Source organism: Nitrincola tibetensis, assembly GCF_003284585.1.
GTDB lineage: Bacteria > Pseudomonadota > Gammaproteobacteria > Pseudomonadales > Balneatricaceae > Nitrincola > Nitrincola tibetensis.
In genome coordinates this window covers 433,966-446,591 of sequence record NZ_QKRX01000003.1, presented here as the reverse complement: position 1 = coordinate 446,591, position 12,626 = coordinate 433,966, and the positions used below count along the sequence as shown (strand labels likewise).

The 12,626-nt window shown below is 46.4% G+C and carries 12 protein-coding genes; 3 read left to right on the top strand and 9 right to left on the bottom strand.

Annotated elements, in window-relative coordinates; translation table 11 throughout:
• Window positions 1-782, top strand: a 782-nt coding sequence (gene tnpC / locus DN062_RS06400; protein WP_112158485.1) for an IS66 family transposase, incomplete at its 5' end; no start/stop codon positions are given.
• A 219-nt stretch (window positions 783-1,001) separates the two neighbouring features.
• On the top strand, window positions 1,002-2,771 hold the full coding sequence (locus tag DN062_RS06395; RefSeq protein WP_112158484.1) for a diguanylate cyclase domain-containing protein: 1,770 nt from the start codon (window positions 1,002-1,004) through the stop codon (window positions 2,769-2,771).
• A 15-nt stretch (window positions 2,772-2,786) separates the two neighbouring features.
• On the opposite strand, the gene azu is transcribed toward DN062_RS06395, so the two are convergent.
• Window positions 2,787-3,227: an azurin gene (azu, locus tag DN062_RS06390; protein ID WP_112158483.1), complete on the bottom strand. Its 441-nt coding sequence runs from the start codon at window positions 3,225-3,227 to the stop codon at window positions 2,787-2,789.
• Between the two features lie 210 nt (window positions 3,228-3,437).
• Between azu and DN062_RS06385 the strand changes: the two genes are divergently transcribed.
• Window positions 3,438-4,325 (top strand): LysR family transcriptional regulator, encoded by an 888-nt coding sequence (locus DN062_RS06385; RefSeq protein ID WP_112158482.1) that lies wholly within the window; start codon window positions 3,438-3,440, stop codon window positions 4,323-4,325.
• A 10-nt stretch (window positions 4,326-4,335) separates the two neighbouring features.
• On the opposite strand, the gene DN062_RS06380 is transcribed toward DN062_RS06385, so the two are convergent.
• From DN062_RS06380 to dmpE, 8 genes are all read right to left on the bottom strand, one after another.
• On the bottom strand, window positions 4,336-5,934 hold the full coding sequence (locus tag DN062_RS06380; RefSeq protein ID WP_112158481.1) for a methyl-accepting chemotaxis protein: 1,599 nt from the start codon (window positions 5,932-5,934) through the stop codon (window positions 4,336-4,338).
• A gap of 102 nt (window positions 5,935-6,036) precedes the next feature.
• Window positions 6,037-7,734: a sigma-54-dependent Fis family transcriptional regulator gene (locus DN062_RS06375; protein WP_112158480.1), complete on the bottom strand. Its 1,698-nt coding sequence runs from the start codon at window positions 7,732-7,734 to the stop codon at window positions 6,037-6,039.
• A 147-nt stretch (window positions 7,735-7,881) separates the two neighbouring features.
• On the bottom strand, window positions 7,882-8,073 hold the full coding sequence (locus tag DN062_RS06370) for a 2-hydroxymuconate tautomerase (RefSeq protein ID WP_112158479.1): 192 nt from the start codon (window positions 8,071-8,073) through the stop codon (window positions 7,882-7,884).
• Window positions 8,074-8,150: 77 nt separating this feature from the next.
• Window positions 8,151-8,963 (bottom strand): SphA family protein, encoded by an 813-nt coding sequence (locus DN062_RS06365; protein ID WP_162301258.1) that lies wholly within the window; start codon window positions 8,961-8,963, stop codon window positions 8,151-8,153.
• Between the two features lie 44 nt (window positions 8,964-9,007).
• Entirely contained in the window at window positions 9,008-9,799 is a 792-nt protein-coding gene (gene dmpH, locus DN062_RS06360; protein ID WP_112158477.1) for a 2-oxo-3-hexenedioate decarboxylase, read from the bottom strand.
• On the bottom strand, window positions 9,799-10,836 hold the full coding sequence (gene dmpG, locus DN062_RS06355; RefSeq protein ID WP_112158476.1) for a 4-hydroxy-2-oxovalerate aldolase: 1,038 nt from the start codon (window positions 10,834-10,836) through the stop codon (window positions 9,799-9,801). The genes dmpH and dmpG overlap by 1 nt, the downstream gene beginning before the upstream one ends.
• Window positions 10,837-10,850: 14 nt before the next feature.
• Window positions 10,851-11,762, bottom strand: coding sequence for an acetaldehyde dehydrogenase (acetylating) (locus DN062_RS06350; RefSeq protein ID WP_112158475.1), 912 nt, complete (start codon window positions 11,760-11,762; stop codon window positions 10,851-10,853).
• 69 nt (window positions 11,763-11,831) lie between these two features.
• Window positions 11,832-12,617, bottom strand: coding sequence for a 2-oxopent-4-enoate hydratase (dmpE, locus tag DN062_RS06345; RefSeq protein WP_112158474.1), 786 nt, complete (start codon window positions 12,615-12,617; stop codon window positions 11,832-11,834).
• Window positions 12,618-12,626 lie beyond the last annotated feature (9 nt).

Sequence of the window (12,626 nt, the reverse complement as noted above, 5' to 3'; positions counted from 1 at the left end):
GGTTCTGGCCACTCTATGGTGATCAGGATGAGGTCGTGTTTACCTTCTCGTCCAGTCGAGGACGACAGCATATCGAAAACATACTGAAACATCAGTTCAATGGCACGCTCATTAGTGATGGTTATTCTGCTTATGCTTCATATGCGGCAAAGAATGAGGGAGTTATTCAGGCTCAGTGTTGGGTGCACAGTCGGCGACAGTTTATTGAAGCCGAACAAGAAGAGCCTGCAGCCGTACGTCAGGCGCTGGATTATATTGCACTGCTGTACCAAGTCGAAGACGAGATCCGAACACAGAAATTGAGTGGTGAGAAAAAACAGTTATATCGACTTGAGCACAGCAAGCCGCAGGTGGATGCATTCTATGAGTGGTGCGAGCAACAGTTGCTTCGTAACGATTTAACGCCGAAGAGTCCATTGTTGCGAGCAGTTCATTATGTGCTAAAACGAAAGACAGCATTACGGGTGTTTTTAGAAGATCCAGACGTACCCTTGGATACCAATCACCTGGAGCGAACTCTGCGTCCAATCCCGATGGGTCGAAAGGCGTGGCTATTCTGCTGGACTGAACTAGGTGCTGAACATGTGGGTATTATCCAGAGCCTGATCAGTACCTGTAAACTGCATGATATCGATCCTTATACCTATCTGACAGACGTGCTGTTGCGGGTTAATGAGCATCCGGCGAGCCGAGTGTTGGAGTTAACGCCAAGAGTTTGGAAAGAGCAGTTTGCAGATCAGCCGTTGCGGTCGGATCTTTCTCGAGAGATGAAGCCCCAGTAAGGTTGATGGTTCCGCTGCATCCCTGCAGCACTCGTCCTATCCTGAAGGAAGACAGAGGCTCTCGCCTTGAGAGTTGCGGCTATCCATTGCCCCTCTGTCTGATATAACTTTATCGCCTAGTGACTTGAGTGTATATAGGAAAAAGTCCTAAATATTGAGCTGGCTGGTGATGTTAGGCATTGCTCGTGACTATTATTGTTATGTCAATGACGTCTTAGAATGATCGCTTACGATCAGGTTGCAATCAACTCTAACCATTCAATATTACTTACTGGTCTACCTTTATGGTTTAAAGAGGATAAGGGTGAAACCTATTGGATACTCGTCGCGCTCAATCCTGATTATTTCACTGAGTTATTTGATCAGAACGAAGGAGAAAATAGTGCTCATTTCGATTTAAGTTTAATCAGCTATGATAATGAGCGCTTAATTTCAACATTACCTAAACACACTATTTTACCTGACGCATCCTACTTAATTGAGTCAGGCCTTAAGCTTCAGCTGCTAACATCTGAGCACCTGACTCACGCCTTAAGTCTTTCATTGCGTTATCCTGTCATAATTTCAGTAACACAATCAAAACTGAATATCCTTTACAACTGGCGGTCAAAAAACAAGAATCAGTTGATGATGCTGGTTGCTTTCCTGCTGCTCATTTTAGGTTCTTTTACTGGACTTTTTATCCAAGTACTCCGGCGCTCTGTTATTCAAGAACAAAAGAAACTTCTCTTTAGTGCTGTCGAACATTCAACCGCAGCCGTAATCGTTACTGATAAATACCGCAAAATTGTGTATGTAAACTCTGCTGTTGAACGCTTATTTGGATTCTTATCTGACCAGCTCATCGGGAAAAATCCTAATTGTTTAGCCAGTGGTTTAACGTCTCCCGATGTGCTCAATCAACTAAACAAACATTTGGAGCAAGGCTTAGATTGGGAAGGCGAGTTAATTAATAAAACCATCTCAGGCCGTCCAATTATCGTAGCGACTCGAATTTCTGCTGTGAATAATGACAATCAAGAGCTCACGCATTTCGTCGGAGTAATGGAGGATATCACTGAACGACAACAACATCTCGCATTACTGCGTGAGCAAAACATCAAACTAAGTCAGCTTGCAAGCGTATTTAGCCATGCTAACGAAGGTATTATGATCTGTGACCCGAATGGGTTGATTCTGGAGGTTAACGATGCTTTTTGCACAATTACTGGCTATGAACGATCAGAGGTGATTGGACAAACGCCCAGATTACTTAAGTCTGGGCATCAAGATGCACAATTTTATGCTGAACTATGGAGCGCAATTCAAAAAGACGGAAATTGGAATGGAGAAGTATGGAATAGGCGAAAAAATGGCGAAGTATTTATAGAACACCTTACCATTACAGCTGTTCGAGACGAAAACCATGCCATTGTTCATTACGTTTCATTGTTTACTGATATTAGTCTTCAAAAACAGCAGGAATCTCGTCTGCAAAAAATGGCGCATTTTGACCTTTTAACAAACCTACCCAATCGCTCCTTACTCTTAGACCGCTTGAAACAAGCTATTCTTAACACTCATCGCCATAATCGTAAACTGGCTGTTGTATTTATAGATTTGGATGGCTTCAAAAGAATCAATGATGAATACGGGCATGACGCAGGCGATAGTTTACTGCGATTCGTAGCCAAGCAAATGAGTTTGTCACTGCGTGAAGGCGATACATTAGCAAGGATTGGTGGTGATGAATTTGTTGCGATCTTCACGGATCTTAGCGATCAAGGTGCGTGTAAAAGAACAGCCAAGCGCCTGCTTCAAGCATGCACGACCACGCACACGTATAAAGACAAGCGCTTTAATGTTTCTGCCAGCTTAGGTATCACTTTTTACCCGCAGGAAAAAACACTCGACTCCGAAGATTTATTAAAACAAGCCGATCAAGCTATGTATGAAGCAAAGCTATCTGGCAAGAATCAATTCAGCATCTTTACTCACGTCATCGAGTAAATTCAAACGAGGCACTTACTCTAAAATAAACGCCCCTTTCATCAGAGCAGAATGCCCCGGAAAGGAGCAGAAGAAGGTAAGGTCTTTTCCTTTCAAATCAGCCACTGAAAACTCGATACTGGTGCTTTCCCCGCCACCGATCAGATCCGTTGCTGCAAGAATTCGATCATCGCCTTCAGGCAAATAATTATTCGCCGCACCCGCCGCCATAGCAGCGGTTGCAACGGCACTAAGCTGATCAGATTCAACCAATACCCAATTATGACCCATTACTGTTTTTGCTAAATTACCCGAATGAGTCAACGTGAGATTAACGGTTTCACACCCGGCCGGAACACGAAGCTCGGTTTCAGTAAATCTCATTTGATCTGTACTATCAATGCTCAACTCACAGGTTGACGCAAAAGCAAAGGCAGGCAGACATAACAACAAACTGGTTAGTACGAGACGTTTCATCAGATGGCTCCATTATTAATTAACCAATACATAGATAGTAATTATTATCACTTTTATTATCAATAAATAGAGATTGATTTTTTATGCATTTAGTTAATCTTTTCATTACTCACATTTGTGTTATGAGGTTGATGAGGGAAATTCTAACGATTGATACCCATGAATAAAAATGATAGTTTTTAAAAAACCTATTATTTATAGTAATTAATTATGATTGAACGTACTCATCTTCGTATTCTTCGCGAGCTAGAGCGCAAAGGCTCCGTCACAGCTGCAGCGGATGCCTTGAATCTCACGCAATCCGCACTCAGTCATACCGTCAAAAAGTTAGAATCCATGATTGGAGGGCCTCTTTGGGTGAAAGATGGTCGCGGTGTTCGGTTAACTCAGGCCGGTCATTACTTATTAAAAGAAGCAAAACGAGTGCTGCCACAACTCGAGCGCATTGATGAAACACTGCTTCAGTTTGCCCAGCATGAGCAAGGCAGCCTAAACATTGGTATGGAATGCCATCCTTGCTATCAGTGGCTGCTTAAAGTCGTTAGCCCTTTTCTAAGCCAATTTCCCAATGTGGATCTTGATGTTAAGCAAAGCTTTCAATTTGGCGGTATGGCCGCTCTTTTTAATCATGATATCGATCTTTTAGTCACCCCAGACCCTTTACACAGACCCGGTGTTACCTTCGAACCTGTATTTTCGTATGAATTGGTTCTCGTGGTCGGGGCAACACATCCACTACATAGTCTTAACCATGTTGAGCCACAAGCGCTCGTCAATGAGGTCTTATTGACCTATCCGGTTGATGTGGATCGATTGGATATTTTTCAGCAGTTTTTATTACCTGCTAATTGTCGTCCTAAAAAGCACAAAACCTTAGAAGCAACTGAAATTTTGCTGCAGATGGTTGCATCAAACCGCGGCGTAACAGCCTTACCACGCTGGCTAGTGGAGCAAACGGCTGACACTTTGCCTATTCGCCCCCTTCGTTTAGGGCAAGAGGGCATTTACAAACATATTCACCTAGGAAGACGCGATGATGATCAGAACTCTCCGTTGGTGCAGTCTTTTTTTGATATCGCTAAGAGCATCACTTTTTAGCGATGTAGTATTATCGAACTTTAAACTTCTCAACCTCCTTCCCGAGTATTTTTGACGCATAACTAAGACGTTCTGTCGAACTGAACGTTTCATTAAAGGCCTGCCGACTAGCCTCAGACATTTCATTAATCTTGATCATATTGCGATTAATATCGTCTGCCGTCATGGACTGCTGCTCGGCAGCACTTGCTATCTGAGTGCTCATGTCAGCAATCTGTTCAATCGCTTTCATCATTTCATTTAACTCAGATAGCGTCACGTTGGCTAGAGTGACTGTCTCTAATGTTTGCTCACGACTCTTTTCCATCGCTTGGTGTGCACGACGTGATTCTGCAATTAAAGCACCGATCACTTCACTGATTTTTTCGGTACTTTGCGCTGATCGTGTCGCTAAAGTTCTAACCTCATCAGCCACCACTGCAAAACCTCGACCTTGATCACCCGCTCGTGCAGCTTCGATCGCCGCATTTAGAGCAAGCAGATTGGTTTGTTCGGCAATATTGCGAATCACATCAATAATTTGATTGATTCCCTCTGTACGGGCTTGCAGATCGTTCATAACCTGTGAGGTATCTTGAATATTATGATTCAACAAATCTAGGGTCGTAAGCGTTGTTGTCAGCTGCTGTTGGCTATTCACCGCTTTCTCTTCAGCAGTACGCGCTGCTTGTGCTGTTTGTGCCACATTACTTGAAACTTCGTGCGCGCTGGCCGTCATTTCTGTCATCGCTGAGGCAACAGTATCGGTACTCTGTGCTTGGAGCTGGGTTAAACGAAGACACTCGTCCGTTTTACTATGAACACTTTGAGCTTCTTGACTGACATCCTCTGCATTTCGCTTGACCAATGCGACTAAGGTTTGCAACCCCCTTTGCATTCTACTCAACTCAGCCAGTAAACTTTTGTCGGCTCCCGATGCAACCTCAACCTTAAGAGACAAATCTCCTTCAGCAATGGCATGCGTCACCTTTACTGCGTAATTAACATCACCGCCTAGGGCCAAATTCATACGACGGTAAAACACAAGACTGATAAAGGTCATTAGAGCTAAAGCAAATGCCATCAGCAGTAGCGTTGAGGTTACTGCTTGATTCCGGCGCTGATTGGCTATCTGATAGGCTGTACTGGCCTGCTCACTGCTCAAGGCTAACTCCTCAAGTAAGGGCACTCGAAAAGCTTGCCAAATGGGTGCCTCTGTCGAAATCGTCGCCAATGCCTGCTCGGTTCGTGCTTGTGATGCATCTTGCATCATCTGCTGTGATAGCCTCAGCCAAGTGGAGTGCAAAACCAGCAATTGATCCAACTTCTCGATGTTCATCCGTTGAATATCTGCAATCGCAACGGCCATTTCTTGTTCAGCTCTCTCATAGCTTCGATTAGGCTGCTCATTACTCGGATTCGTAATTTTAGCAAGCACCGCAAGGCGTAAGCCTAAGGACTCAGATAAAAGCTTGGATAAATGCCTTTCTACATCAACATCGGTATTAATATGCTCGACTAACGTTTGTGCACTTTTATTCATCAACACAAAGGTTGAGCCGGAGGAGACCAACATTAAGATCAAGGCTGATAGGATTAAAAGACTAAGAGAGCGCTTTATATTGATCATAGGTTTTCACTTCGCTGATGGGTAACTTAAGCATTATCTGATAAAGGAAACTTAAATCAATCAACATTTGATCTTAAATGAGTAACATAGGTATTTATCGCATTAATTTTGACTACGTTTTATTCGATAGGCTAGCGCTGGACGACTTAACCCAAGTAATCGAGCAGCTGCCGCAATATTGCCTTCAGACCTATTCATCGCTCTTTCAATTAACGATTTTTCGAGAGTTTCTATGCTAATCTGATGTGCCAAGATTTGTTCTGATAAAGAGTCAATAAACACCCTTTCTGATGAAAGATTTTCGAGTTGACCTGATGATGTATTGATTCTTCTAACCTTGTCATGCTCATGGGAACTCTGGTTCCAACTCATACTGAACAAGTTATGCTCTGTAATCGAACTACTATCATCAGTAAGAATAATTCCACGCTCTACTGTGTTCTCTAGCTCGCGAATATTCCCTGGCCAGTTGTGATCATGTAGCGCAGCTAGGGCCCGGTCTGTGAACCCTAAGGTCACTTTTCGATACTGTTTTTCATATCGCTTTCGAAAATGCTCAGCGAGGAGTGCAATATCATTTTGGCGCTCACGTAAAGGCGGGATAACAACCATATAAGCATTAATACGATAAAATAGATCCGCACGAAAACGCCCAGCTTTGACAGCATTAGCTAGATCTTCATTTGTAGCGGCAACAATGCGAACGTCTACTTTTCGAGTTTGGTCATCACCAACTCGCTCAAGCTCCCCTTCCTGAATCACGCGTAGCAGAGCCGCTTGGGCCCTGGGCGACAGCTCAACTACTTCATCTAAAAAGATAGTGCCAGCATGCGCTCTCTCAAATCGTCCCTTACGGGATTGAGTCGCTCCCGTAAACGCACCTTTTTCCACGCCAAATAGCTCTGACTCAATCAACTCAGGTGGTATAGCGGCACAATTAACAGCAACAAAAGGGCCATCTTTACGTGAACTCATGCTATGAACACGCCGTGCCAGAACCTCTTTACCTGTGCCCGTTTCACCAATTAATAACATAGTCACTTCAGCATTTGCACCACGATCTATCATCTCTAATGCGCTAGTGAAGGGTGGAGCTTCTCCTATCGCCTTTGGTAGATTTTCTGGGTAACCAAGACTCTGCTCTAGATCAGCTATGCGTGATTGCAGTTCGTAAAGCTCATCAATTAACGGGGCTTCACGAAATAAATGACTAAACTCTTCATAATCGGGCCATTCTGATGCAACTTTACCAATAATTCGACAGTGTTGATCTCCTTGTCCACGACATTCAACTTCACGAAACTGTATATCCAGACCTGTAAAGTAACTCGAATAAGCACATGCATAGCCTAAAAGCATCCAGCATGCTGGCTCTTCAAGCTGCCCTAATGCCATACGGCATATTTCAACTTCAAATGAATCAATCCATTCAAACTCGGCGTAGAAATGCTTTTGAGAGGGATCGTACTCAAGTACCAAAGGAATGACTTTCACCATTCCACGAAGACAGTGAAGCTGTGGTCCGGTTAGAAAGGCTTGATCTGGGTCTGCATCAGGGTTCAGTTTTTTAGCCAGCTCAGCATCACGCATACCGGAATAATACCCTAGCCGCATGAAAAAGCCCTTGGCACGCTCCATACCTAAGGTTGTAATGATTTCCTTTCGAAAGCTTGAAAGTGCGCCCAACCCCATCAAAACAGTCCGTTGTTCAGCTAACCAAATTTTGCCTTCTTCAGGATTAAAATGAAGTTTTTCAACAAGATGCTTAATGTCCGGAAACACTAAATTGCTATAAGTCATGGTATACCTTGTTTTTATTATATCGATCATGAGAATAGCTGATTTCGTAGTTTAAGTGTATCTAGACTAACGGCTCTGCGCATGCCCGGTGACAGACGTTAGGTCGTTCTTACTTAACGTCTGTCAGTTTGAAAAATGCTAAGTGCTTTATCGACCTAGCTGTTTGGCTGATTTTCCTGCAATACCAAAATGTTGTTTTGGCATTTCAGTGATAATGACGCGAACCGCGTCGGTGGGCGTATCTAAAGAGGATGCGATTGACTCCGTGATCGACGCAATCAAACGTTCTTTTTGCTCGTCACTACGTCCCTCCATAATGTAAAGCTGCGCAATTGGCATAACGTTCTCCTTTAAAGGCTTCAATTTTGACCAACCATCTGTTTCACGGATGACTCATTTCGATGCACGCCAAATAATCAAAACACTTTCGTTAGTGCAACTCTCAACTTAGTCCCTTCAAAGCCCTGTTTAGCACTGTGTTCTTGATAGACACCCGCATCTATCCCCATCATCAGCTGTGGCCAGAAATACCCCGCAGACACGCCGACGGCATGGACTTCAGACTTACCGCTTTCTAACTCCCAACGGCTATAACCGACAAGACCCAAATCCAGCAACCCTTGATGTTTACCTAACCCCCATTCAACGACTAGTTCGTCGTTAACACTGCTTTTATCGGCTATTTCATAACGCGATAAAGCAGAGAAAGAGAGATCCTTTTCATCATTAAAGAAATAGGTGCCACCAAGGGTCAGCATCAGTTCGGTATAACCAAACCCAGGATCAGCGGGGCGGCTACTTTTACCTGTAGGACTCCAAATACCCGCAGCAGCGACAGCATCCCAGCGATCACCATGCCAGCCAATCAAGGAACCGACAAAGAGATCACCGAGTCCGGTTTGTTTGTCACGTACCATGCCGTTACCAATATCCAGATCCGTTCTGACCATAGGTAAAATCGCCTCGAAACCCAGTTGACCACCGAGCACTTCGGTTTCAGTGACCCAAATAAAGCGGTGTGCTAAAGCATCCACTTTCACACGGCTATTCGGCGGCAAACCATCCGCTTTATCTGCGTCATAATGAACGGCGTAACCGCGATAGTAGACACCCGGTGGCGGTACAACGGCTGATTTCACCCCCTCAATGCCAGGCACATATTGACCAGCATGAGAGACTAAGGGGGACAGTAGTAACGCAGCTAAGGCGCAGGCTTTAAATTTATTCATAGCATTTCCTTTATTAATTTTATTATTGGAATACAGCATTCAGGTCAAACAAACTTCGCACTAATCGTTCCCAAATCCTGATAACGGATATTGATCGAATCACCTCGATTTACAGTCACAGCGGCGGTGATACCACCGGTCATAATGAAAGTACCCGCAGGGATCTCTTCACCTCGCTCTCCCAGCATATTCGCCAGCATCGCCACTGAGGCTGCAGGGTGTCCGAGTACGGCAGCACCCGCACCAGTGGCCACCACTTCACCGTTAATCTCCATCACCACGCCTAAGGTGGTCACATCCACATCTTCCAAACGGGCCATCCGACCGCCGGTGATAAAACGGGTCGAACTGGAGTTATCCGCAATCACGCTTTTCAGATCGAACTTAAAGTCCTTGTAGCGTGAGTCGATCACTTCCACGGCAGGAATGATAAAGTCAGTAGCGCGCATAACATCACCAATGTGAACACCTGGGCCTTTTAAGGGCGCTTTGGTGACAAAGGCGATTTCCGCTTCGATCTTGGGATGGATCAATTCATCCATCTTGATCTCGCCGCCCTCCGGCACACTGAAGTAATCGGCTAGGTAGCCATAGCACGGGTGTTCCACCCCCATCTGTGCCATCTTCGCCCAAGAGGTCAGACCCATTTTCATGCCCACGATTTTATGGCCACGGGCTTCTTTACGACGTCTGACTTCCCACTGCACATCAAAGGCATCTTCGTAGGTCATCTCGGGATATTTATCGGTGACCTTGGTGATTTCGTAGGCTTTCAGTTCTGCCTCTTCACAGTAGGTGGCCAGCTCTTCAATTTGTGCGCGTGTTAGATTTCCCATTACTTGGCTCCTTGGGCTTGTTTCTGTTTCGCCATGGTGAGGGCAAGGTCTTCGATCATATCTTCCTGTCCACCCACGGTACCGCGACGACCCAGTTCTACCAGAATGTCACGGGCTTGAATGCCGTATTTCTTCTCAGCACGTTGCGCAAACAGCAGGAAGGAGGAATACACACCGGCATAGCCCAGTGTCAGGGCATCACGGTCAACACGAATCGGTTGATCCATCATCGGAACCACCAGATCTTCGGCCACATCCATGATTTTATAGAGATCAATTCCGGTGGTGACCTGCATGCGATCCAGTACGGCACAGAAGACTTCTAAGGGCGTATTCCCTGCCCCAGCGCCAAGACCTGCAACCGAGCCATCGATACGAGTCGCACCGGCTTCAATTGCTGCCAGTGAGTTGGCGATACCCATGCCTAGGTTATGGTGACCGTGGAAGCCAATCTCGATATTGGACGGCAGTTCAGCTTTGAGGAGACCAATTCTGGCGGTCACATCATCCGGCAGCATGTAACCGGCGGAGTCGGTCGCATAAATACAGTTCGCACCGTAACCGACCATCAATCTGGCTTGTTCAAGGATCTTTTCCGGTTCAACCATGTGCGCCATCATCAGGAAGCCCACGGTGTCCATGCCCATGTTGGCGGCCATGCCAATATGCTGTTCGGATACATCGGCTTCGGTACAGTGGGTGGCGACACGAATGGTGCTGACACCGCAGTCTCTCGCCATCTTTAAGTGATCGACGGTGCCAATACCGGGTAATAGCAATGCCGAGATTTTGGCGTTTTTCATCTGCGGGATGACCGCCTTGAGGTATTCCTCATCACTGTGGGCAGGGAAGCCGTAGTTGACTGACGCACCGCCGAGACCATCACCGTGAGTGACCTCGATTAAGGGCATCCCCGCTTCATCCATCCCTTTGGCGATTGCGACCATCTTCTCAATGCTGATTTGATGACGTTTGGCATGCATCCCATCACGCAAGCTCATGTCGTGAAGGGTGACCTGTTTACCTTGTAAGTTCATTGTTATTTCTCCCCTTAGCCACGTGCCGGTAATGTAATCACGCCATTGGCGGCTTCTTCAGCAAACATCTCCGCCGTGCGAAGGCCTGCCGCGGTCATGATGTCGAGGTTGCCTGCGTATTTAGGTAGGAAGTCACCTAAGCCTTCCACTTCCATAAAACAAGACACGCGATTGCCATCAAAAACAGGGCCATTGACCAAGCGATAACCGGGTACGTATTTTTGTACATCCTTCACCATCGCATGGACCGATTCGGTGATCGCGGCTTGATCCGGTTCGCTCTCGGTGAGGCAGTGAATGGTGTCGCGCATCATCAAAGGCGGTTCAGCCGGGTTAATGATGATGATCGCTTTGCCCTGTTTAGCACCGCCCACTTTTTCCACAGCACTGGCGGTGGTACGGGTGAACTCATCGATATTCTGACGCGTACCGGGGCCGACTGAACGTGAGGATACGGTGGCGATTATTTCGCCATAGGCGACGGGCTGTACACGAGAGACTGCGGCCACCATCGGAATGGTGGCTTGGCCACCACAAGTGACCATATTGACGTTCATCTCTAGATTCTTGGCATGATCAGTGAGGTTCACTGGTGGCACGCAATAAGGGCCAATCGCGGCGGGTGTCAGATCGATCATGATCACGCCCAGCGCATTCAGCTTGCGGCTGTTTTCTGCATGCACATAAGCGGAGGTGGCATCAAAGGCAACACGGATATCGTCTTCGATCACGTGAGGTATGACGCCGTCTACACCGGTTGCGCAGGTTTTAATCCCCATAGAGGCGGCACGTTTTAAGCCTTCCGATTCCGGGTCGATACCGACCATCCACACCGGCTCAATCCATTCTGAACGCTGCATTTTCATCAGCAAGTCAGTACCAATGTTACCGGGGCCGATAATGATCGCTTTGAGTTTTTTACTCATGGTTAAATTCCTGAATTAAGTCGTGACACTGAGTCAATAAAATACCGAGTCGATACAACAGCATTCCGATCAAACAAAGCGCACAGAAGCCTTGCCGATGCCACCGATACTCAGGCTCATAAAGTCACCTGCCTGAACAGGCTCCAGTGGCACCAATGAACCTGAAAGAATCACTTCACCGGCTTTGAGCGGAATCCCGAAGTGGCCCAGGGTATTGGCTAACCAGGTCACACAGTTCACCGGGCTTCCTAGGGCGGCCGCACCAGCACCAGTGCTGATAACGGAACCGTTCTTCTCCACCACCATACCGCAGGTGGCTAAATCGACTTTGCGTGGATCCACGGCGCGATCACCAAGAACAAACAGACCGCAAGAGGCGTTATCCGCGATGGTGTCTTGGATTTTGATCTGCCAGTTCTCAATGCGGGAATCAACCACTTCAAAACAAGGCATCACGCATTCGGTGGCCGCTAAGACATCGGCATTGGTGATACCGGGGCCTAACAGGTCTTTTTTCAGGATAAAAGCGATTTCGCCTTCAGCACGCGGTTGCATTAGACGCGTGGAGATCGGCATCTCTTCGCCTTGGCTAAAGGCCATGGCATCGGTCAGGTAACCAAAATCCGGTTGATGCACATTCAGCATGTTCTGTACCGCTTTTGAGGTCACTCCGATCTTTTTACCGATGATGCGTTCACCCGCCACAAGACGACGCTCCAGCATACGAAGGGAAATGTTGTAGGCATCATCGAGGGTGATTTCACTGAAGCGTTCTGTCAGAGGGCGCAACGCTTTACGCTGCACCATCGCCTCAAAGAGTTCATCACCGCAGGCTTGAATCTGTTGCTTGTCCATAGGCTTCTC